The sequence below is a fragment of the Streptomyces sp. a15 genome (assembly GCF_059026085.1).
Genome location: NZ_JBWLKM010000014.1, coordinates 152,501 through 173,713, shown reverse-complemented (window position 1 = coordinate 173,713; position 21,213 = coordinate 152,501). Strand labels below are relative to the sequence as shown.

The following is a 21,213-nucleotide window of genomic DNA, read 5'->3' as shown; positions in this document are numbered from 1 at the left end:
TGAAGCGTGCACGAGGTCGAGTTAGCTCGATCGTGTGATGATCGGCGCCCTGGCTTGCGGCGCCCTGGGCCGTTCGGGCTACGGTGATCCTGCGATCTGGGACGCCGGGTGCGGTGCCGGCGTGCGGGGCCCCTGCTCCACCGGAGTGATGGTTCAGGGCCTCCCCGTCGCCTCTGGCCGTGCCCATCCGGCCAGATCGCGCAGGGAGCTGGCCTCCCGGGATCGGACCACGCACAGGATGCGTGTCGCCGCCCCGGGGTTGAGTACGCCGGGGACCAGTGCGCCCAAGACCGTTCGGGGCGTGCGGCTGAGCGGACTCACTCCCGCTCAGTCCAGAGGAACGGTGAGAAGCCCCCTCCGCCCGCGGCTCGTGCGCTCGCACGGGCGGAGGGGAGTCGGTTCAGCCGTCGAGTCGTACGACGCGGACGGCTCCCGCCGGGACCGCCAGGCCCCCCGCGGCGCGCTCACCGGTCAGCAGTTCGGTGCCGTTCGCGTCCAGCGGCACCTTGACGTCCGTGGCGGTGTGGTTGATCGCGAACAGGTAGGAGCCGGACTCGCCGGTGCGGCGCACCACCTCGACGTCGCGGGGCAGGTCGGCGCGGGTGCTGAGGTCCGCGTCCTCGACGGCCCAGCCCAGCAGCGCGTCCAGGCCCTCGGCGGTCAGCCGGGTGGAGACGTACCAGGCGGTTCCCTCGCCGAGGCGGTGCCGGGTGACGGCCGGGTGGCCGGCGGCCGGACCGTCGGCGTACGTCCACACGGTTTCGGCGCCGCGCGGCACCACGAACTCGGTCCACACGTCCGCGGCGAGCTCCGAGCCGTCGGGGCCGGCGACGCGCACGAGCTGGTCCTCGAGCAGCGGCGAGAACTCCTCCACGGTCAGGCCGAGCACGTCCCGCAGCGCACCGGGGTAGGCGCCCTCGTGCACGGCGTCGTGCTCGTCGACGATGCCGGAGAAGTACGACACGACGAGGGTGCCGCCGTTCTCGACGTACTCCGTGATGTTGTGGCCCGCCGCCTTGGTCGTGAGGTACAGCGCGGGCACGACGACAAGGGGATACCTCGACAAGTCGGCTTCCGGGTGGGCGAAGTCGACGGTGAGGTGGCGGTCGTAGAGGGCCTCGTAGAAGGCGTCGGCGCGCTCGCGCGGGTCGTGGGCCTCGCTCGGGCGCCACTGGAGGTTCTGTGCCCACCAGGACTGCCAGTCCCACAGGACGGCCACGTCGGCGGCGGTGCGGGTGCCTCGGACGGTGCTCAGCGAGTCGAGCGAGGCGCCCAGTTCGACCACTTCGCGCCACACGCGGGTGTCCGTGCCGCCGTGCGGGACCATCGCCGAGTGGAACTTCTCGGCGCCGCGCCTCGACTGGCGCCACTGGAAGAACATGGCGCCCTCGGAGCCGCGCGCCACGTGTGCGAGGGAGTTGCGGGCCATCTGGCCGGGGGCCTTGGCGGGGTTGCGGGGCTGCCAGTTGATGCCCGAGGTGGAGTGTTCGAGCAGCAGCCAGGGGGCGCCGCCCGCGACCGAGCGGGTGAGGTCGGCGGCCATCGCGAGGTTGACGTGGGTGCGGCGGCCGTCGGTGATCAGGTAGTGGTCGTTGGTGACGAGGTCGACCTCGCGGCCCCAGGCCCAGTAGTCGACGGAGTCGCACTGGCTGAGCGCGGTCATGAAGTTGGTGGTGACCGGGATGCCGGGCGAGAGGCGGTGCAGGATGTCCCGCTCCGTCACGAAGTTCTCGCGCATGGTGGCGTCGGCGAACCGCTTGTAGTCCAGCGCCTGGCCCGGGTTGCCGACGGTGGGCGCCGTGCGCGGCGGGTTGATCTGGCCGAGGTCGGCGTAGCGCTGCCCCCAGAAGGCGGTGCCCCAGGCTTCGTTGACGGCCTCGACGGTGCCGTAGGTCGTGGCCAGCCAGCAGCGGAAGTGGGCGGCGCAGGAGTCGCAGTAGCAGGCGGAGACCGGGACGCCGTACTCGTTGTGCACGTGCCACATGGCCAGGGCGGGATGCCCGGCGTAGCGCTCGGCGAGCCGGGTGGTGATGCCGGCGGCGGCCGCGCGGTAGTCGGCGTTGCTGTGACAGATGGCGCCGCGGGAGCCGAACTCGTGGCGGATGCCGTCGGCCGTGACGGGCAGCGCGTCGGGGTGATCGCGGTAGAACCAGGCCGGGGGCACGACCGTGGGTGTGCCGAGGTCGACGCGGATGCCGTTGTCGTGCAGCAGGTCGAGGAGCCGGTCGAGCCAGCCGAAGTCGTACGTGCCGGGTGCGGGCTCCAAGAGCGCCCAGGAGAAGATCCCGACGCTGACCATGGTGACACCGGCCTCCCGCATCAGCCGTACGTCCTCCTCCCAGACGCTCTCGGGCCACTGCTCCGGGTTGTAGTCCCCGCCGAAGGCAAGCCTGGTGAGGCCCCTGGGGGTGGTCTCCGGCATGGGTCTCTCCCGTTTCTGGTGGTTGGGAACGTGCACACACGGCGTCAGCAGCGCGCGGCCCAAGATAACCGTACGAGGGTGAGCCTTGCCAAGTACTCGGATGGCGGGCGTGCTGTGCACGATCACATACCGTCGCCGGACCTCGGGGACCTACCGTGGTCAGGGCGGCCGCCATCCGCCCGCCAGGGCCTTAAAGTCATGACCATGAACAACGCGGGGGGCCGACGCAGAGCGCCGACGATCCACGACGTGGCGCGGGAGGCAGGGGTCTCACGCGGCACGGTCTCACGTGTGCTCAACGGCGGGCACTACGTCAGTCCCGCCGCCCAGGAGGCCGTGAACGCCGCCATCCGCAAGACGGGCTACGTCGTCAACCGGCACGCCCGTTCGCTGATCACCGGACGTTCCGACTCCGTCGGCTTCCTGCTGACCGAGCCGCAGGAGCGGTTCTTCGAGGACCCCAACTTCAATGTCCTGCTGCGCGGCTGCACCCAGGCCCTCGCCGCGCACGACATCCCGCTGCTGCTGATGCTGGCCGGGACCGAGGACGAGCGGCGGCGCATCACGCGGTACATCACCGCCGGGCACGTGGACGGGGTGCTGCTCGTCTCCAGCCACTCCGGGGACCCGATCGCCGAGGAACTGCGCGAGGCGGGTGTGCCGCTGGTCGCGTGCGGCAAGCCGATCGGGCTCCGGTCCCGGGTGAGCTACGTGGCCGCGGACGACCGCGACGGCGCCCGGGACATGGTGCGCCACCTGCTGTCCCTGGGCCGCCGCCGCATCGGCGTGGTCACCGGCCCGCTGGACACACCGGGCGGTGTCGAGCGCCTCGCCGGGTACAAGGAGGTGCTCACCGAGGCGGGCGTCGCGATCGACGAGCGGCTCGTCGTCTCGGGCGACTACAGCCGGGCCAGCGGCGAGGCGGGCGCCGAGCGGCTGCTCGCCCGGACCCCGGACCTGGACGCCGTGTTCGTCGCCTCCGACCTGATGGCGCAGGGCGTACTGACGGCACTGGCGCGGGCGGGGCGACGGGTGCCGGACGACGTGGCGGTGGGCGGCTTCGACGACTCCCCCGCCGCGCTGGCCTCCCGGCCCGAACTGACGACGATCCGGCAGCCCTGGGACCGCATCAGCGCCGAGATGGTCCGGGTGCTGCTGGCGCAGATCGGCGGCGAGGACGCGGCGGCCGTGATTCTGCCCACGGAGTTGGTGAAGCGGGAGTCCACCTGAGGGGCACGTTCAGCTGTGCCGGATACGCGGCAACAGCGGTGCTCGCGCGGTGCGGGGCAACCGGTCAGGATCGAAGAAGCGGCTCCCGCTCCCCCGGCCTAGCGTGAGATCACCGACGAGATCCGTCGGTCCGCGCACCACCGAGGAGCACACGCCATGACCGCCGGCCTCAACACGATCGTCTACCCCGTCAAGGACGTCGCCCGGGCGAAGGCCCTGTTCAGCGCCCTGCTGGAGAGCGAGCCCTACGCGAACGAGCCTTACTACGTCGGCTTCAAGGACGCCGGCCAGGATGTCGGCCTGGACCCGAACGGACACGCCAAGGGCATGACCGGTCCCGTTCCCTACTGGCACGTCTCCGACATCAGGGGCCGGCTCGCCGCCCTCCTCGACGCGGGCGCCGAGCTGCTCCAGGACGTCCAGGAGGTCGGCGGCGGCAGGATGATCGCCTCGGTCAAGGACGCCGACGGAAACCTCGTCGGGCTCGTCCAGGACGCCTGAGCCGCTTCCCCCGTCCGCATGTCGATGCACACGCATTAACATTCGGTGTATGGCAGTGAACGCGGCCGGCACCCGGCTCGAAGAACAGTGGCGGGACATCCTGTCGGTGCACGCGCGCACGATGTGCGAGATCGACCGCGTGCTGCACCCCCACGGGCTGGGCGCGAGCGACTTCGAGGTGCTCGACGTCCTCGCCTCCGAGACGCCCGAGGAGGGCGACCTGTGCCGGGTGCAGAACCTCGTCGGACGGGTGCATCTCAGCCAGAGCGCGCTGTCCCGCCTCATCGGCCGCCTGGAGAAGGACGGTCTGGTGGAGCGCTCGGTCTGCATGGAGGACCGGCGGGGCGTGTGGGTCGCCCTCACCCGCAAGGGACGCGACCTGCACGCCGAGGTGCTGCCACTGCAGCGCGAGGTGCTGGCCCGGACGCTGGGCTGATCCCGCTCCGCACCCCGCGTCAGCGCAGCAGATCCCGCACGGCCGCGAAGGCCGCCTCCACCGTCGCCGGATCCGCCCCGGGACGGGCCAGCGCGCTCATCGGGATCGGCGTGACCGCCGGAAGCCCCTCGTACGGGGTCAGCCCGTCGGGGGCGGGGCCCACGGCGGCGAGCAGGGCCACGCCCTGGCCGGTGCGGGCGATGTCGAGCACACCCGCGAGGTAGCCGGCGTCGCCGACGACCGTGGCGGGCACGCCCCGCGCGGCGAGGGTGGCGATGGCCCGGCGGCGGATGGCGCAGGGGTCCTCGATGGCGACCAGGGGGACGGCGGCCGGTGCGGGCGGCGGCTCCCAGCCGGGGACGGCGTGCCAGGTGAGCGGGAGACCGCCGACGGGCGTGCCCTCGGTGGCGGCGGCCTCCGTGACGTACACCGCCACGTCGACGCTGCCGCGTTCCACGGCCTCCACGAGGCGTGCGGAACGGTCGATGCGGAACCGGACCCGGCAGCCGGGCCGCACCTCCTGGACGGCGGCGGTGAGCCGGGGCAGGAACTGGTCGGCGGCGTGCTCGGTGGAGCCGACGGTGACGGTGTCGCCGTCGGACTCGAGCAGTGTCCGTACGGCCTCGTCGTGGACGGCGAGGACACGGCGGGCCTGCTCCAGCAGCCGGCGGCCCTCGGGGGTGAACCGTGTGCCGCGTCCCTCGCGTTCGACGACGGGCCCGCCCAGGATCTTCTCCAGTTTGCGGACGTGCTGGCTGACCGCCGACTGGCTCAGGGACAGGGTCCGGGCGGCGCGGTGGAAGCCGCCGCAGTCGGCGATCGCGGTCAGACTGCGCAGGGCCACGATGTCGAGGACGGGTTGGGACATGCCGTGACAGTAGCGGCCCCGGAGGACCGATCGCGATGTCTGATCGGTTTCGATGCGGAATCGTCGTTGGACGCGGTCCGCCGCCGCCGGTCATGATGGGCCCATGTTGCACGCGACCGCTTCTGCTGCCCTTCTGACGCAGCGCCGAGTCATCGACTTCGGCGTGGCGTGCAGCGCGCGCTGTCGCTGACCTCCCGCCGCTCACCGGCGTCTGACCGCAAGCCGACTTGATCACGTCTCCTCCTCGCTGACACGTGACAGTCGCTGTCGGCTGCCCTTTTCCGCGCGCGTCCCCTGCCCGGAAACACCCATGCCCCTGCCCGAAAACGGGAGCTGCCCCCATGCCCTCATCCTTCTCCTCGGACTCCTCCTCGGACTCCTCCTCGGACTCCTCCTCGGATTCCTCCTCCGGGGACTCCTTCTCCTGGGACGAACCCGAAGGCCTCGCCGCGCGCGGCACGTTGATCGTGCTGGCCGGACGGGGTGAACACGGCGGTGTGTACGAGCGGTTCGGCCGCCGGCTCGCCTTCGACGCCTATCGGGTCCGTGCCCTCGGCGACCCGTCCGCCGATCCGTCCGTGCTGGACCAGGCGGCGAAACTGCTTGCCGACGAGTCGCTGCCCGGCCCGAAGGTGCTGGTCGGCTCGGACACGGGCGCCCGCTACGCCGCCCAGCTGGCCGCCCAGCAGACCCCGGGCCTCGACGCGCTGATCCTGGCGGGCCTGCCCACCACGCCCTGGTCCTCGGGAAGTTGGGAGTCCGAGATCGAGGCCCGCACCGCCTGCCCCACCCACCGGTCCCGCCTCACGAACGACACCGCCTTCCGGCGCGGGGCCCTGGACGAACACCCGGACCTGCCCGAACTGCGTCTCGACCTCGTGCACGTTCCCGTACTGGCCCTGCATGGCCGCGAAGACACGGTGAGTCCTCTCGCCGAGGCGGTGGGCGCGTACGCGGGACACCCGCACGTGCGGACCGTGACCTTCAACGGCGGCCGGCACGACGTCCTCAACGACGCGCTGCACCGCACGGCCGCCGCCACCGTCGTGCTCTTCCTGGAACGGCTGCGCCTCTCCTCCGAGCTGCCCGCGATCGCGGAAGGCCCGGCATGACCGTGACCACCACCGTCTCCGAACTCCGCGACCTGCTCGCCTCCGACGCTCCCCCGGTCGTTCTCGACGTCCGCTGGGCGCTGGGCGATCCGCACGGCCGCGACCACTACGCCGAGGGCCACCTCCCGGGCGCGGTCTACGTCGACCTCGACGCGGAACTGGCCGCGCCACCGAGCCCGGAGGGCGGCCGGCACCCGCTGCCCCGGATCGCGGACCTGCAGGACGCGGCCCGCCGGTGGGGCATCACGCAGGACCGACGGGTCGTCGTCCACGACGACCTGGGCAACACCGCCGCCGCTCGTGCCTGGTGGCTCCTGCGCTACGCCGGTCTCGCCCAGGTCACGCTCCTGGACGGTGCGCTCGGCGCCTGGCGGGCGGCCGGGCTGCCGCTGGAGTCCGGGATCCCGGCCGACCCGCCGCCCGGCGACGTCGTGCTGAAGCCGGGCGCCCTGCCGGTGACCGACGCCGACGGCGCCGCCGAACTCGCCGTGTCCGGGCTGCTGTTGGACGCGCGGGCCGCCGAGCGGTATCGCGGCGAAGTGGAGCCGGTGGACGCACGGGCGGGACACATCCCGGGCGCGGTCTCCGCCCCCACCGGCGAGAACCTCGCGGCGGACGGCACCTTCCTGCCTCCCGAGGAGCTGCGCGAACGGTTCGAGGAGAAGGGCGCCGCCGGGGCGTCGCGCATCGGGGTGTACTGCGGCTCCGGCGTCACCGCCGCCCACCAGATCGCCGCGCTGGAGCTCGCCGGGTTCGAGGCGGTGCTGTTCCCGGGCTCCTGGTCCGCCTGGTCCGCCGATCCGGCCCGCCCGACCGCGAAGGGAAACCACCCATGACGACGAAACCCCTGGACCCGGCCGTCCTGCCGCACCAGGCAGAACCCACGGACCGAGCCCCTGTGCCGAGCCGCGTCACCATCCGCGGCACCGCCAAGACCGGTCGCCGCCTCGCCGTCCCCCGTTCCGTACGCCGCTCCGCGGGCCCGGTCGGCCTCGTCCTCCTGTGGTTCCTCACCTCGGCCACCGGCGTCCTCCCCGAGACCGTGCTGGCCTCCCCCGTGGACGTGGTCCGCCAGGCCGTGGAGCTCACCAAGAGCGGCGAACTGCCCGACGCCATCGCCGCGTCGGGCCGCCGGGCGGCCGCCGGCTTCCTGATCGGCGCGACCGTCGCCCTGAGCCTGTCCCTGCTGGCCGGGCTGTTCCGGCTCGGCGAGGACGTCATCGACTCCTCGATGGGCATGTTCCGGGCGATCCCCTGGGTGGGTCTGATCCCCCTGTTCATCGTCTGGTTCGGCATCGAGGAGACCCCGAAGATCGCGCTGGTCGCGCTCGGCGTGACCTACCCGCTGTACTTCAACATCTACGGCGGCATCCGTTCCACCGACTCCCAACTCGTCGAGGCGGCACGGATGATGGGACTCGGCCGGCTCGGGCTGATCACGTACGTGATCCTGCCGAGCGCGCTGCCCGGGGCTCTCGTGGGACTCCGGTACGCGCTGTCGACCGCGTGGCTGGCCCTGGTCTTCGCCGAGCAGATCAACGCGGACGCGGGGCTCGGCTATCTGATGAGCAACGCCCAGCAGTACTTCCGTACGGACGTCATCGTGCTGTGCCTCGTCGTGTACGCGCTGCTCGGGCTGGCCTGCGACTTCGCCGTACGGATCCTTTCGCGCCGCCTGCTGACCTGGCGCGCCAACTTCGAGGGCGAGGCGTGAGCGTCATGGCCAACAGTGTGGAAATACGGGGGCTTTCGCGGGCCTTCGACGGCAACACCGTCCTGCACGACCTCGACCTCGACATCCGCGAGGGCGAGTTCGTGGCCCTGCTGGGGCACAGCGGTTGCGGCAAGTCGACGCTGCTGCGGATCCTCGCCGGCCTCGACGACGAGATCGGCGGCGAGGTCACCGTGCCCGCCCGCCGCAGTGCCGCCTTCCAGTCGCCGCGGCTGCTGCCCTGGCTGAAGGTGTGGCGCAATGTGGTCCTCGGGCTGCCCGGCCGCCCGGACCGGGAACTCGCCCGCAAGGCCCTGGACGAGGTGGGCATCGCGGAACGCGCGGCCGTCTGGCCCAAGACCCTCTCCGGCGGCCAGGCCCAGCGGGTCTCCCTGGCCCGCGCCCTGGTGCGCGAGCCCGAACTGCTGCTCCTGGACGAGCCGTTCGGCGCCCTCGACGCGCTCACCCGCGGCCGGGTGCAGCAGCTGGTCGCCGAGCTGTGGCAGCGGCACGGCTGCGCGATCCTCCTGGTCACCCATGACGTGGAGGAGGCGCTGCTGCTCGCCGACCGGGTCCTGGTGATGGACGAGGGCCGGATCGCCCACGAGCTGACCGTCGACCTGCCCCGCCCCCGCGACCTCACCACCCCCGAGTTCGTCACCCTGCGCGCCCGCCTCCTGGACTGGCTCGGCGTGACCCGCACCCTGGAAGGAACCCCCTCGTGACACGCCGATTCGCAGCAGCCACGCTGAGCTTCTCCGCCCTGCTGGCGCTGACCGCCTGCGGCGCGGACTCCTCGGCGGACGCCTCGTCGAAACAGGTCACCCTCACCGTCGGCGACCAGGCCAAGACCCTCCAGACCATCGTCGCGGCGTCGGACGCCCTGAAGGGCGCCACGTACAAGGTGAAGTGGGCCGAGTTCGAGGGTGCCGCACCCCTCTACCAGGCCGTGCAGGCGGGCGCCGCCGACACCGGGTACTCCGCCGACCTGCCGGCGCTCCAGGCACTCAGCGGTGGCGTGCAGGTCAAGAACGTCGCCGCGCTCAAGAACGACGGCAGGCACGTCGGCCTCGTCGTCCACAAGGACTCCGGCATCGACAGCGTCAAGGACCTCAAGGGCCAGAAGGTCGTGGTGTCCTCGGCGAAGGGCAGCATCTCCGAGTATCTGCTCGCCAACGTCCTGAAGCAGAACGGCCTCAGCTACAAGGACGTCAAGGTCCAGTACCTCCTGCCGACCGACGCGCAGGCCGCGTTCGCCTCCGGCAAGATCAAGGCCTGGGCGATCTTCGGCGTCTACCAGGCCGTCGCCCTGGAACAGGGCGGCAAGCTGCTCGTGGACGGCGGGGACGGCCGGGTCAGCGGCATCGGCTTCATCAACGCCTCCGACAAGGCCCTCGCGGACTCGCCGAAGAAGGCCGCGCTCACCGACTTCCTCAAGCGCCTCGGTACGGCCCTCCAGTGGACCAGCACGCACCAGGACGCGTACGCCAAGGCCATCGAGACCCGCAACGGCGCCGACGCCTCCGTCGCCAAGACACTGGCCTCCGCCGCGTACAGCAAGGTCCTGCCGATCACGGACGACGTGAACACGACCGTCCAGGGCGTGGCCGACCTCATGAACAGCATCGGCGTCCTCGACCCGAACGTCGACGTGGCGGAGTCGGCCGACACGTCCCTTCTCAACTAGCCGCAACCACCAGGGAGTTGCCCATGCCTGTCGAGTTCATCAGCGCCGTCCACACCGACGCCGCGGCCTCGGGTCCGGCCGCCGCGAGCCGCACCGGCTTCGACCCCGACCACCTGCGCAGGTACGCCCGCACCCTCGACGACGGCGGCTTCGACCACACCCTCGTCGCCTACCACTCGGCGTCCCCGGACGCCTTCCAGGTCGCCCAGTTCGTCGCCACCCACACCGAGCGGATCCGCCCGATCCTGGCGCACCGGCCGGGCGTCGTCTTCCCCACGCACGCGGCCCGCGCCCTGGCCACCCTCGATCGGATCAGCGACGGCCGGCTGACCGTGCACATCATTTCCGGCGGCAGTGACGAGGAGCAGCGCCGGGAGGGCGACTACCTGGGCAAGGCGGAGCGGTACGAGCGTTCGGACGAGTACATCCAGATCCTGCGGAAGGTGTGGCAGGCCGACGGGCCCGTCTCGCACGAGGGCAGGCACTTCAAGTTCGAGGGCTACTACTCCGACGTCAAGCCGGTGAACGGGCTGGTCCCCATCTCGGTGGGCGGCTCGTCCCAGGACGCGTACCGGGTCGGCGGCCGGCAGGGCGACATCTTCGGGCTGTGGGGTGAGCCGCTGAAGGAGACGGCCGACCAGATCGCCGCGGTGAACGCGATCGCGGATGCCGCCGGGCGCCCCCGCCCCCGTATCTGGGTGTCGTTCCGCCCGATCATCGCGCCCACCGACGAACTGGCCTGGGAGAAGGCGCACCGCACCCTGGGCGTGCTCAAGGACCAGGCCCGCAACACCGAACTGCTGCGCCACTACCGCACCACCGGCCGCCCGGCCAACGTCGGTTCGCAGCGGCTGCTGGACATCGCCGAGCGCGGCGAGGTCCACGACCGCTGCCTGTGGACCGCCCCGGCGGTCGCCACCAACGCGGCCGGCGCCTCGACCGCGCTGGTCGGCTCGCCCGAGACGGTGGCGAAGGCCCTGCTCGACTACGTCGACATCGGCTGCGACCTGCTGTCGATCCGGGGCTACGACCCGCTCAACGACGCCATCGACTACGCCCGTCACGTCCTGCCGCTGGTGCGTCAGGAGCTCGCCCACCGCGCCACCACCCAAGCCGCCTGATGGAGATCCCGTGTTGTTCCGTCGCACCCTCCGCACGTCCGCCGCCGCTCTCGCCCTGCTCCTGCCCTTCGTGGCGGCGTGCGGGACCCAGGCACAGGCCGGATCCTCGCCCTCCGTCACCCTCCGGGTCGGCGCCACCGGCTGGAAGCTCGAAGAGGCGGTACTGAAGTACGCCGGTCTCGACGACACCCCTTACGAGGTGAAGTGGAGCCAGTTCCAGGGCGGTGACCAGCAGCTCCAGGCGATCCGCGCCGGAGCCCTCGACCTCGCCTCCTCCAGCGAGATCCCGCCGATCTTCGCGGCCGCCGACGGCGACCCCAACTTCAAGGTCGTCGCCGTGCAGCGCGGGGCGACCCTCAACCAGGAGGTCGTCGTCCCCAAGGGCTCCAAGGTGACCGGCATCGCCGGCCTCAAGGGCAAGAAGGTCGGCTACGTCAAGAACACCACCGCCCACTACTTCCTGTACGAGCTGCTGAAGCGGGCGGGCCTGAAGTGGTCCGACGTCGACGCCAAACCCCTCCTTCCCAACGACGGCCTCGCCGCCCTCAACGGCGGCAGCATCGACGCCTTCGCCTCCTACGGCACCTCGATCATCACCGCCCACCAGCAGGGCGCGACGACGGTCGGCTCGGGCAAGGACATCCTTTCCGGCAACTTCCTGTGGTCGGCGCGGGACAGCGTTCTCAAGAGTCCGCAGCAGAAGGCGGCCGCGGCCGATCTGATCGCCCGGATCACCAAGGCGTACGCCTATGTCCGCGACGGCCGCGAGGACGGTTTCGCCCAGGTCACCGCCAACGCCACCCACCAGCCCCTCGCCCAAGCGAAGAAGGACCTCGTCGACGCCCAGGCCCAGCGTCCGACACAGGCCCGGACCGTCGGCTCCGACACCATCGCCTCGCAGCAGAAGGTCGCCGACGTCTTCACCGAACTCGGCGCTCTCAAGGAGCACTTGGACGTGAAGTCGTTCTGGTCCACCGCACTCAACGCCGACCTGAGGAAAGCCCTGTGACCGGCCCCGTGACCGACCGCCTCGCCGAACTCGCCGAACTCGCCGCCGAGTACGACCGTTCGGCCGCCTTTCCTGCCGCGTCCCTCCGGATCACCCACGAGGAGGGGCTGCTCACCGCCACGATCGCCGAGCGGTACGGCGGCCGGGGTGCGGGCGTCGAGGAGACGGCCCGCATCCTGCACACGCTGGGGCGGTCCGACCCGTCCGTCGCCCTGATCACCGCGATGACGCTGACCGCCCATGCCCGGCAGGCCGCCGCGCCGCACTGGCCCGAGGAGCTGTACGCGCGTGTGGTCAAGGAGTCGTTCGAGCGTCCCGTTCTGATCAACCACGCGCGCGTGGAGCCCGACCTGGGTTCCCCCGCCCGGGGCGGACTGCCCGCCACAATCGCGCGGCGCACGGCCGACGGCTGGTCCCTCAACGGCACCAAGCGGTTCGTGACCGGCGCCGAGGGGCTCGACTGGTTCCTGGTGTGGGCGAGCACCGACGAGCCGGAGCCGCGTGTGGGCACCTTTCTGGTGCCCGGCGGCTCGCCCGGCATCGAGATCACGGGCCGCTGGGACCAGTTGGGGCTGCGCGCCAGCGGCAGCCACGACGTGACGTTCCGGGACGTGCCGGTCCCGTACGAGCACGTCGTCGGCATCGGCCCGCACGGTCCGGCCGCCGAACAGGACAACCGGGCGGGCGCGGCCATTCATCTGCCGCTCGCCGCGCTCTACTTGGGCGTCGCGCGCGCCGCACAGGACTTCTTCCACGTCTTCGCCCGCAGCCGTGTGCCCGCCAACCTGGGCCGTCCGGTGGCCCGTACGGAGCGCTTCCGGCGCACCGCCGGGGAGATCGAGGTGCTGCTCGCCGCCGCCGAGCAGCTGGTGTTCGACGGGGCCGCGAAGGTCGGCGCCGGGGACAGCTCGTACAGCCCCGAACAGGCCCTGGGCGCACGGGTGCTGGCCGACCGGCACGGGGTGCGGGCGGTGGAGCTGGCCGTACGGCTGCTGGGGAACCCGGCGCTGGCCCGCGGCAACCCGCTGGAGCGGCACTTCCGGGACATCCAGTGCGCGCCCGTGCACGCGCCCCAGGAGGACATCTCACTGCTCGCGATCGGAACGAAGGTGCTGGACGAACCAGTGGCCGCCGCACCGGAGACGAAGGGGTTGGACCGATGACCATCAGCCCCGACATGAAGGCCTTGGAACGATGACCATCACACCCGGAACGAAGGTGCTGGACCGATGACGACCGCACCGGAACGAACCGCCTCCGCCAGGCTCCTAGGGCTCCTCGCCCGCGATCTGCCGCCCGACCGGCTGAGCACGGACCCGGCGGTGCTCGCCGCGCACGCCACCGACCGTTCCGGCAGCCGGCCCGACGGCGAGGCACTGGCCGTGGTGCACGCCCGGCGGACGGAGGACGTGACCGTCACCCTCCGGCACGCGCACGCGCTGCACGTGCCGGTGGTGCCACGCGGCGCGGGGACCGGTCTGTCGGGCGGGGCCACGGCGAGCGAGGGTTCCCTGGTCCTGGACCTCTCCGGGATGAACCGCATCCTCGAACTCGACCCCGACGACCAGCTCGCCGTCGTCGAACCCGGGGTCATCACAGCCGACTTGGACCGGGCGGCAGGCGCGCACGGACTGCGGTACGCGCCCGATCCGGCGAGTGCGGCGCTGTCCACCATCGGCGGGAACATCGCGACCAACGCGGGCGGCCTGCGGTGCGCGAAGTACGGGGTCACCCGAGACAGCGTCCTGGGCCTGGAGGCGGTTCTCGCCGACGGGACCGTGGTCAGGACCGGCCGCCGTACCGTCAAGGGGGTCACCGGCTACGACCTGACCGCCCTGCTCACCGGCTCGGAGGGCACCCTCGCGGTGATCACCTCGGCGACACTGCGCCTGAGGCCGGTCCCGGTGGCGACGGCCACGCTCGCCGCCTACTTCGCCTCCTTCGAGCAGGCCGCCGAGGCCTCGTACGCGATCACCCGGGCCGGGGTCGAGCCCGCGCTGGCGGAGCTGGTCGACGGGCCTGTGCTGCACGCCATCGACCCGGCGCTGCGGGAGCGGGGCGCCGCGCTGCTGGTGGTGCAGTGCGACGGCGCGGGCGCGGCGGCCGAGGCCGCGGCGGTGGCCCGGCTGATGGCTCCCCTGGCCACGACGGTTCAGACCACGGAGGACCCCGCCGAGGCCGAGGCTCTGCTGGCCGCCCGCCGCCTCGCCCTGCCCGCGCTGGAGCGGCTGGGCCGCCCGCTCATCGAGGACATCGCGGTCCCGCGCTCCCGGCTGGCCGAGGCGGTCCGCGAGATACGGGCGATCTCCGCCCGCCACGACGTGCCCGTGTTCACCCTCGCCCACGCGGCGGACGGCAACCTGCACCCGATCGTGGTCGTGGACCCGTCCCTGGACCGGCTGCCGGAGGCCGCGTGGGAGGCGGCCGGCGAGATCTTCGCCCTGGCACTGCGGCTGGGCGGGACACTGACCGGCGAGCACGGGGTGGGACTGCTGAAGCGGCAGTGGGTCGCCGAGGAGCTCGGACCCGCGGCCCACGCGTTGCAGCGCAGGCTCAAGGAGGTGTTCGATCCCCGGGGGATCCTGAACCCCGGAAAGTGTCTGTGAGCGGGCCCGGCCGCTCCCCTTGCCGCTCCACGGTGGCCGGGCCCGTTCGGGTACGTCCCTACGGCCTCGCCAGCAGGGTGCGGACGCCCTCCGAGGTGAGCGTCAGCGGATGCGCGGAGTTCGCGTCGATGGTCAGGGACAGGTCGTCGGCCGGCCACTGCGCGGCGAGGGCGCCCAGCGGGACCAGACGGTAGCGGGAGACGTGTGGAAGGAGCTCGGCCATCTCCGGCTCGGAGGTGAACACGGGCACCACCGGAGCGCCGTCCGGCTGCTCGAGGACCGGCAGCGCCACCACGCTGGAATCACCGGCCTCCTCCTGAGCGGCATCGTCGGGCACCGGCACCAGCACCTCGCTGCTCGCGAGGGTCGCCAGCGCCGCCGTGTCCTCGGTGTTCTCGGCCAGCGCGTCCAGCGCCCGCCGGGCCGGTGTGGCGGTGTTGTCGTACGCGGGTGTTTCCATGGCTGATGATTCCCCTGGTAGCGGCGGTCGTGCGGCCCGCCCGGGGCAAGATCGCCCCAGGTGCGGTCCTGCTCGCGTACCCGACCGCGGCCGGAGCATTCCTATGGTTCTCCGCAGATCACGGAAGGGCTCAGCCGCACCGGGTGTCTCCGTTCGTCAGTCTCCGGTCAGATCCTTCACGGTGACCACACGGATCAGCGGCGCGTACAGGTCCATCACCTGAAGAGCCCTGGTGTGCGAGGCGTCGTCCGCGCCCGCGCACGCGTCGGACACCACCAGGACCTCCACTCCCGCGTCGGCGGCGGCCAGGGCGGTGGACAGGACGCAGCAGTCGGTACTGACCCCGGCCAGGACCAGGCGGCCCTCGGGGCCGAGGCGGGCGGCGAGTGCGGGGGTCCACTTGCCGAAGGTGGGAGCGTCCAGCACGTGCCGTGCCCCGGCGGCGAACTCGTCCGTCAGCTGCCACAGCGGGGCGTCGGGCGGCTGGAGGGCGAAAGGCCACTGCTCGTAGTACGTCCGCCAGGCGCCGGTGGGCTTGTCGGGGGCCAGGAAGCGGGTGAACGTGACGCGGTCTCCGAACGCCGGCAGCAGTCGGCGTACGCCCTTTGCGGCCTCCGTGAAGCGCGGGGCCGCCCACGGGCTGCCAGGGTCGGCGAAGACGCGCTGCATGTCGATGACGGCGAGCAGGCCGGTGATCGTACGCCCGCTGTTCTCGCGGTCGGTGGTCACGCGACCGCCCCCTCGTCCACCGTCGGACTCGGCGCCTTCGCCTCCTGCTCACGCACCCGCCCGCGCCCCAGTGCCAGGGTGCCGAGGAAGCCGATCGCGAGGGCGGCGAGGACGCCGAGGTTGGCGTACGCCCATGAACCGGACTTGCCGCCGAGGCCCAGGGGGTCGAGCAGATAACCCTGCCATTCCAGCCAGCTCGCGGCCGAGTTGGTGACCAGGCCCCAGCCGAGGGCGGTGGCGGCGAGGGTGAGCAGCAGCGGAGTGGGCGGGACGTCGCCGTAGCGGCCCCGCGGGCGGTAGAGGTCGCCCTCGTCGTAGTCGCGGCGGCGCAGGAGCAGATCGGCGAGCATGATGCCGCACCAGGCGGCGATGGGGACGCCCAGCGTGGTGAGGAAGCCCATGAACTGGCCGAGGAAGTCGTCGGCGACGAACACGATGTAGACCGAGCCCGCGATCATCAGGACGCCGTCGACGAGGGCGGCCAGATAGCGGGGCACCCGCAGGCCCGCGGAGAGCAGGGCGAGGCCGGAGGAGTAGATGTCGAGGACCGCGCCGCCGACCAGGCCGAGCACCGCGACCACGGCGAACGGCACCAGGAACCAGGTCGGCAGGATGGTGGTCAGGGCGCCGATCGGGTCGGCGGCGACGGCCGCGTTGAGCGCGGTGGAGGAGCCGGCCAGCAGCAGCCCGAACACCAGCAGGAGCAGGGGCGCGACCGACGCGCCGAAGGTGGTCCAGCCGACCACGCCCCGGCTCGACGAGGTGCGGGGCAGATAGCGGGAGTAGTCGGCGGCGGCGTTGACCCAGCCGAGACCGAAGCCGGTCATCATGAACACCAGCGCGCCGATGAACTCCTGCGCGGAGCCCGCCGGGACGGCGCTGACGGTACTCCAGTGGATGTGGTCCGCGACGAGCCCGATGTAGACGAGGGTCAGGACGCCGGTGACCACGGTGATGACGGTCTGCAGCCGCATGATCAGGTCGAAGCCCATCACGCCGCCGACGACGGTGAGCGCGCCGACCACGATCAGCGCGACGACCTTGGTCTCCGTACCGCCGCCCCAGCCCAGCCGGCCGAAGACGGTCGCGGTCGCCATGGTGGCGAGGGAGCACAGCACGGTCTCCCAGCCGACGGTGAGCATCCAGGAGACCACCGACGGCAGACGGTTGCCGCGCACTCCGTACGCGGCGCGGCTCAGCACCATCGTCGGTGCGGAGCCGCGCTTGCCGGCGACACCGACGAAACCGCACAGCAGGAACGAGAAGACGATGCCGATCACTCCGGCGACGAGCGCCTGCCAGAAGGAGATCCCGAAGCCGAGCGCGAAGGCGCCGTAACTGAGCCCGAGGATGGAGATGTTGGCCCCGAACCAGGGCCAGAACAGCGTCCGCGGAGTGCCCTTGCGCTCGGCGTCGCCGATCACGTCGAGCCCGTGCGTCTCCACCTGGAGTTGTCGGCTCGGGGCTCTTCCTACGGTGGAACCCTCGACCTTCGGAGACTCTGCCATCGTCGACCTGCCTGTCTGTACCTGTCGGGCGGAGGCGGGGTGGAAGGTCAAGAGTGACGCGAACGGTCGTCGCTTGCATACCGTTCGAGATCGATGATCATCCCCGGCGGTGAGGGCGAGGCTGCATTGAGGAGGCAAGACAGTCGTCCGGCAGTCGTCATGGACGCGCTGTGCGCACGTCCATGACGACTGCCGGACGAGGAATCCGGTTCCGGCACGGGGTCAAGCGGTGGTGCAGGCCGAGCCGTTGAGCGTGAACGCGGTCGGAGCGGTGTTCGTGGCGCCCTTGGCGGCGATGAAGCCGAGGGTGACCGATCCGGCGGCGGGGATGGTGGAGGTGTAGGAGGCGGGGGCGACGCTCACCGTGGCGCCGGTCTGGGTGGGGGTCCCGCCCCACATGTTGGTGATCGTCTGCCCGTTGGTGAAGGCGAAGGCGAGGGTCCAGCCGCTGATGGCGGTGGTGCCGGTGTTGCGGATGACGATCTCGCCCTGGAAGCCGCCGGACCACTCGTTGGTGGCGCGGTAGGCGACGGAGCAGGTCCCGGCCGGGGCGCTGCTGGTGGTGACGTTCACCGTGGCCGAGCGGGCCGAGCGGTTCCCGGCCGCGTCCCGGGCGTAGACGGCGAAGGTGTACGCGGTGTCGGCGGTGAGGCCGGTCACCGTCACCGAGTTGGTGGCGGAGGCGGCGACCTTGGTCTCGGTGCTGCCGCTGACGCGGACGACGTCATAGCCGGCGATGCCAACGTTGTCGGTGGACGCGGTCCAGGAGAGGGCGGCGGACGTGGCCGTCACCGCGGAGGCGGTCGGGGTGCCGGGCGTGGTCGGGGCCTGGGTGTCCCCCGGGTTTCCGCCGCCGAAGACGGTGGCTTCCTCGGCGGTCTGGGCGATGCCGTTCGCGCCATGGAAGATGCGCTGACCCCACGAGCTGAGGTTGTCGGGGTCGAAGCCGATCGACAGGTCGAGGATCGGGTCGGTGTTTCCGCTCCAGGACCAGGCCAGATAGCCGAGGTCGAGCTGCTCGGCGGTGGCCATCATGGTGTCCTCGTCGGGGTCGCCCCACTGGTCGGCGGGCCCGCCGAACTCGCCGATGAGGATGGGCAGTCCGGCGTCGACGAAGGCGTTGAGGTAGTCGGTGATCTCCTGGGCGGTGTCGTAGACGCTGTACATGTGGATCGAGAAGATCAGGTTGCCGGTGGTGTCGGCGTCGTAGACGGACTGGGCGTTGGCGCGCATGACGCCCTGCCAGTCCTGGCCCCAGTTGGGGGCGTCCACCATGATCGTGTGCTCGAACCCGGCGGTGCGCAGTTTCTTGATCGCGGCGATCGTGGGGTCGGTCCAGCCCGCGGGGTTGGTGTTGCCCCAGGGCTCGTTGCCGATGTTGACGATGACGTAGTTCTCTTCGCCGGCGAGCACGTCCTTGAGGCCGATCCAGTAGTCGGCGGCGTGGTCGAGGGTGCCGGCCGCGGTGTCCTCGCCGTAGCCGGTGGTGTCGTGCACCTCCAGGACGCAGATCAGCCGGTTGGCCTTGCACTGGGCGACGACGTTCGCCACGTCGGCGGGGCTGTTCTCGGTCCAGCGATGGCCGTCGGAGAGGACGACCCGGACGCTGTTGGCGCCCAGCGCCTTGATGTCGGCCAGGGACTGGGTCTCGCCCGGGTACCAGGTGTGGGCGTGGTTGACGCCGCGCATGACGAAGTCGTTGCCGTTGCCTTCGAGCAGTCGGCCGTCGCTGATGTGGAGGCCGGTGGCCCGGGCGCCGGGCGCCCGGGGCTCGGCCTGAGCCAGGGCGACGGTCGGACAGAGGACGCCGAGGACGACGAGTCCGAGCAGTGCGGCGAGGCCGGTCAGCAGACGGGCCAGTGGGTCCTTTCGTGTCGTACTTCTTGCTGTTCTCACTGCGACTCCAGGGGTGAGCGCCGAGGAACTCTGGCATCAGTAGTGTCGTGGGAGCGCTCCCATGAAGCCACTATGCCAAGTACACGTCAAGACATCGCGCACGCATCGTCACGTGGCGTCGTAGACGTGCAGACGCACGAGGGGGTCGCGGCCCCGCCGACCGGGACCACGACCCCTCGCTCACAACCGCGTCGAATCAGGCCGCGTCACGCGGCTCACCGGCGCGTCCCCGTGCCCAGCAGATCGGGCAGCGGGTTGACGAGACCTCCGCTCGGCGACCGGCGCTCGGCCGAGGGCCCGGTCGGCCAGACCGCGGGGCAGTGGGTGCCCTTGCGCGGAGTCTTCAGGGTGACGAGGTAGGTGTCGATGGCGTCCCGCGCGCACGGGCTCAGCCAGTAGTCGCCGTGGCCGGCACCGTCGTACGTGAGGAACACGGCCTCGCGGCCGATCTGACGGGCCGCGTTGGAGCCCCAGGAGTGCGGGGTGGCCACGTCGTAACGGCTGTTGGTGACCAGGATCGGCGGGGTGCCGTCGACCCGGAGCCGGTGCGGCGGGTTGGTCACCTCGGTGGGCCAGTTCTGGCAGCCGGTCAGGTCCGTCCAGGCGAGGGAGTTGAGCCGGGTGAGGGGGGCGAGACGGGACAGCGCGCGCTCGAAGCGGGCCAGCGTGCCGTACGAGGGCAGGTCGAAGTCGTAGTCCTGGCACATCACCGGGAGGTACGCGAATTCCGTCGGCTCGCCGCGCTTGCCGAGGGACCGGTCCGCCGCGGGCTCGGGGGCGTCCAGATAGGCGAGGTCCTCCGCGAACTGGAACCAGGTGGCCGGGTCGTACATGTAGCCGAAGGCGAGGCCCTGGAGGTCCTGGGTGGTGAAGGTGTAGGGCGGGTCGCCCGGCAGGACCAGCTCACCCGCGTCGGCCCGCTTGTAGAGCGAGTCGAACAGGGCGCGGGTGTCCTGGTCATGGAGCGCGCAGGACGCCGTACGGGCGCACCAGTCGGCGAACTGGCCGTAGGACTCCTCCATCGCGACGGTCTCGGTCTTCTGGTAGGTCCACGGGTCGAGGCTGTGGTCCATGTTGGAGTCGAGTGTCATCGCGCGGACGCGGTGCGGGTAGCGCTCGGCGTACTGCTGGCCGATACCGGTGCCGTAGGAGACGCCGTAGTAGCTGATCCGCTTCTCGCCGAGGCCGGCGCGGATCGCGTCCATGTCGCGGATGACGCTCGCGGTGTCCATGTGGTCGACGAGCGAACCGGTGAGCTCACGGCAGTTCTCGCCGAGCGCCTGGTTGGCCTCGCGGAGTGCGGCGAAGGAAGCGGCGCTGTCCGGGTAGAGCAGCGCGCCCTGCGCGGCCACCCGGTCCCCGTCGCACTTCACCGGGTTGCTGAGGCCGACGCCGCGCGGATCGAAGCCCACGATGTCGAAACGCTCCAGCAGCGCGGGCGAGAAGGAGTCGGGCGCGCTGAACGCGAAGCCCACACCGGAGCCGCCCGGGCCACCGGGGTTGATCAGCAGCGAGCCGATCCGGCGCTCGGGGTCGGTGGCCAGGTGGCGATTGAGGGCCAGGTCGATGGTGGCGCCCCGCGGTCGCTTCCAGTCCACGGGGACCTTGATGGTGGCGCACTCGAAGGTGCCCTCGCCGGAGGGCGATTCACAGGGTTCCCAGGCTATTCGCCCGGGTGCCGGCGTCTTGGCCGCGGGGGCCGCGACGGCGGTCCCGGCGAGCAACTGGCCGAACAACGCGGTGACCAGGGCTCCGACGGCCAGTCTTCGGCGGCCTCTTCGACGCGGGGGCAGTGGGGGGATGGACAGCACGGATGTTCCTTATGGGTCAGGAGTACACAGACGGATCACAGCATGACCCGAACCTCCTTGCAGGACAAGGAAACTGATGATCGGTCAGAGAGCGGGTCGACGGCAC

Annotated in this window: 19 protein-coding genes; 12 read left to right on the top strand and 7 right to left on the bottom strand. The window is 71.6% G+C overall.

The window, feature by feature from the left end; translation table 11 throughout:
• Positions 1–400: 400 nt before the first annotated feature.
• The gene (locus tag AC5P09_RS17700; RefSeq protein ID WP_493874835.1) at positions 401–2,422 is read right to left on the bottom strand and encodes a beta-galactosidase; all 2,022 of its coding nucleotides are present in this window, start codon (positions 2,420–2,422) and stop codon (positions 401–403) included.
• A gap of 198 nt (positions 2,423–2,620) precedes the next feature.
• On the opposite strand from AC5P09_RS17700, the gene AC5P09_RS17695 reads away from it, so the two are divergent.
• From AC5P09_RS17695 to AC5P09_RS17685, 3 genes are all read left to right on the top strand, one after another.
• The gene (locus AC5P09_RS17695) at positions 2,621–3,652 is read left to right on the top strand and encodes a LacI family DNA-binding transcriptional regulator (protein WP_493874834.1); all 1,032 of its coding nucleotides are present in this window, start codon (positions 2,621–2,623) and stop codon (positions 3,650–3,652) included.
• A 156-nt stretch (positions 3,653–3,808) separates the two neighbouring features.
• Entirely contained in the window at positions 3,809–4,153 is a 345-nt protein-coding gene (locus AC5P09_RS17690) for a VOC family protein (RefSeq protein WP_493874833.1), read from the top strand.
• A 49-nt stretch (positions 4,154–4,202) separates the two neighbouring features.
• Positions 4,203–4,589 (top strand): MarR family winged helix-turn-helix transcriptional regulator, encoded by a 387-nt coding sequence (locus tag AC5P09_RS17685; RefSeq protein WP_493874832.1) that lies wholly within the window; start codon positions 4,203–4,205, stop codon positions 4,587–4,589.
• A gap of 19 nt (positions 4,590–4,608) precedes the next feature.
• Here the strand turns inward: AC5P09_RS17685 and AC5P09_RS17680 are convergent, their stop codons facing one another.
• A complete protein-coding gene (locus AC5P09_RS17680) occupies positions 4,609–5,457 on the bottom strand; it encodes a LysR family transcriptional regulator (protein WP_493874831.1) in 849 nt (282 codons plus the stop codon).
• A 341-nt stretch (positions 5,458–5,798) separates the two neighbouring features.
• Between AC5P09_RS17680 and AC5P09_RS17675 the strand changes: the two genes are divergently transcribed.
• The 9 genes from AC5P09_RS17675 to AC5P09_RS17635 all read left to right on the top strand — a co-directional run bounded on the left by AC5P09_RS17675 (position 5,799) and on the right by AC5P09_RS17635 (position 14,703).
• Complete coding sequence (locus AC5P09_RS17675; protein WP_493874830.1) at positions 5,799–6,569, top strand: alpha/beta hydrolase; 771 nt, start codon at positions 5,799–5,801, stop codon at positions 6,567–6,569.
• Positions 6,566–7,405: a sulfurtransferase gene (locus tag AC5P09_RS17670; RefSeq protein WP_493874829.1), complete on the top strand. Its 840-nt coding sequence runs from the start codon at positions 6,566–6,568 to the stop codon at positions 7,403–7,405. Before AC5P09_RS17675 ends, AC5P09_RS17670 begins: the two co-directional genes overlap by 4 nt.
• Positions 7,402–8,283, top strand: a complete 882-nt coding sequence (locus tag AC5P09_RS17665; RefSeq protein WP_493874828.1) for an ABC transporter permease — start codon at positions 7,402–7,404, stop codon at positions 8,281–8,283. The genes AC5P09_RS17670 and AC5P09_RS17665 overlap by 4 nt, the downstream gene beginning before the upstream one ends.
• A gap of 5 nt (positions 8,284–8,288) precedes the next feature.
• Entirely contained in the window at positions 8,289–9,005 is a 717-nt protein-coding gene (locus AC5P09_RS17660; protein ID WP_493874827.1) for an ABC transporter ATP-binding protein, read from the top strand.
• A complete protein-coding gene (locus tag AC5P09_RS17655; RefSeq protein WP_493874826.1) occupies positions 9,002–9,967 on the top strand; it encodes an ABC transporter substrate-binding protein in 966 nt (321 codons plus the stop codon). The genes AC5P09_RS17660 and AC5P09_RS17655 overlap by 4 nt, the downstream gene beginning before the upstream one ends.
• 23 nt (positions 9,968–9,990) lie before the next feature.
• The gene (locus AC5P09_RS17650; protein ID WP_493874825.1) at positions 9,991–11,088 is read left to right on the top strand and encodes an LLM class flavin-dependent oxidoreductase; all 1,098 of its coding nucleotides are present in this window, start codon (positions 9,991–9,993) and stop codon (positions 11,086–11,088) included.
• 10 nt (positions 11,089–11,098) lie between these two features.
• Positions 11,099–12,097: an ABC transporter substrate-binding protein gene (locus tag AC5P09_RS17645; RefSeq protein ID WP_493874824.1), complete on the top strand. Its 999-nt coding sequence runs from the start codon at positions 11,099–11,101 to the stop codon at positions 12,095–12,097.
• Entirely contained in the window at positions 12,094–13,260 is a 1,167-nt protein-coding gene (locus AC5P09_RS17640; protein ID WP_493874823.1) for an acyl-CoA dehydrogenase family protein, read from the top strand. The genes AC5P09_RS17645 and AC5P09_RS17640 overlap by 4 nt, the downstream gene beginning before the upstream one ends.
• Positions 13,261–13,326: 66 nt before the next feature.
• Positions 13,327–14,703: an FAD-binding oxidoreductase gene (locus AC5P09_RS17635; protein WP_493874822.1), complete on the top strand. Its 1,377-nt coding sequence runs from the start codon at positions 13,327–13,329 to the stop codon at positions 14,701–14,703.
• Between the two features lie 58 nt (positions 14,704–14,761).
• Here the strand turns inward: AC5P09_RS17635 and AC5P09_RS17630 are convergent, their stop codons facing one another.
• The 5 genes from AC5P09_RS17630 to AC5P09_RS17610 all read right to left on the bottom strand — a co-directional run bounded on the left by AC5P09_RS17630 (position 14,762) and on the right by AC5P09_RS17610 (position 21,107).
• The gene (locus AC5P09_RS17630; protein ID WP_493874821.1) at positions 14,762–15,163 is read right to left on the bottom strand and encodes an SseB family protein; all 402 of its coding nucleotides are present in this window, start codon (positions 15,161–15,163) and stop codon (positions 14,762–14,764) included.
• 156 nt (positions 15,164–15,319) lie between these two features.
• Positions 15,320–15,892 (bottom strand): cysteine hydrolase family protein, encoded by a 573-nt coding sequence (locus AC5P09_RS17625; RefSeq protein WP_493874820.1) that lies wholly within the window; start codon positions 15,890–15,892, stop codon positions 15,320–15,322.
• Positions 15,889–17,400 carry a purine-cytosine permease family protein gene (locus AC5P09_RS17620; RefSeq protein WP_493874819.1) on the bottom strand — a complete coding sequence of 504 codons (1,512 nt, stop codon included), beginning with the start codon at positions 17,398–17,400 and terminating at the stop codon, positions 15,889–15,891. Before AC5P09_RS17620 ends, AC5P09_RS17625 begins: the two co-directional genes overlap by 4 nt.
• A 222-nt stretch (positions 17,401–17,622) precedes the next feature.
• Positions 17,623–19,296: a cellulase family glycosylhydrolase gene (locus tag AC5P09_RS17615; RefSeq protein WP_493874818.1), complete on the bottom strand. Its 1,674-nt coding sequence runs from the start codon at positions 19,294–19,296 to the stop codon at positions 17,623–17,625.
• Between the two features lie 215 nt (positions 19,297–19,511).
• Complete coding sequence (locus AC5P09_RS17610; protein WP_493874817.1) at positions 19,512–21,107, bottom strand: alpha/beta hydrolase; 1,596 nt, start codon at positions 21,105–21,107, stop codon at positions 19,512–19,514.
• Positions 21,108–21,213 lie beyond the last annotated feature (106 nt).

Coding starts and splice junctions, on each gene's coding strand:
- AC5P09_RS17620 (WP_493874819.1), bottom strand. CDS start 17,400: ATGGCAGAGTCTCCGAAGGTCGAGGGTTCCACCGTAGGAAGAGCCCCG.
- AC5P09_RS17680 (WP_493874831.1), bottom strand. CDS start 5,457: ATGTCCCAACCCGTCCTCGACATCGTGGCCCTGCGCAGTCTGACCGCG.
- AC5P09_RS17670 (WP_493874829.1), top strand. CDS start 6,566: ATGACCGTGACCACCACCGTCTCCGAACTCCGCGACCTGCTCGCCTCC.
- AC5P09_RS17630 (WP_493874821.1), bottom strand. CDS start 15,163: ATGGAAACACCCGCGTACGACAACACCGCCACACCGGCCCGGCGGGCG.
- AC5P09_RS17700 (WP_493874835.1), bottom strand. CDS start 2,422: ATGCCGGAGACCACCCCCAGGGGCCTCACCAGGCTTGCCTTCGGCGGG.
- AC5P09_RS17660 (WP_493874827.1), top strand. CDS start 8,289: ATGGCCAACAGTGTGGAAATACGGGGGCTTTCGCGGGCCTTCGACGGC.
- AC5P09_RS17635 (WP_493874822.1), top strand. CDS start 13,327: ATGACGACCGCACCGGAACGAACCGCCTCCGCCAGGCTCCTAGGGCTC.
- AC5P09_RS17650 (WP_493874825.1), top strand. CDS start 9,991: ATGCCTGTCGAGTTCATCAGCGCCGTCCACACCGACGCCGCGGCCTCG.
- AC5P09_RS17690 (WP_493874833.1), top strand. CDS start 3,809: ATGACCGCCGGCCTCAACACGATCGTCTACCCCGTCAAGGACGTCGCC.
- AC5P09_RS17685 (WP_493874832.1), top strand. CDS start 4,203: ATGGCAGTGAACGCGGCCGGCACCCGGCTCGAAGAACAGTGGCGGGAC.
- AC5P09_RS17675 (WP_493874830.1), top strand. CDS start 5,799: ATGCCCTCATCCTTCTCCTCGGACTCCTCCTCGGACTCCTCCTCGGAC.
- AC5P09_RS17695 (WP_493874834.1), top strand. CDS start 2,621: ATGACCATGAACAACGCGGGGGGCCGACGCAGAGCGCCGACGATCCAC.
- AC5P09_RS17665 (WP_493874828.1), top strand. CDS start 7,402: ATGACGACGAAACCCCTGGACCCGGCCGTCCTGCCGCACCAGGCAGAA.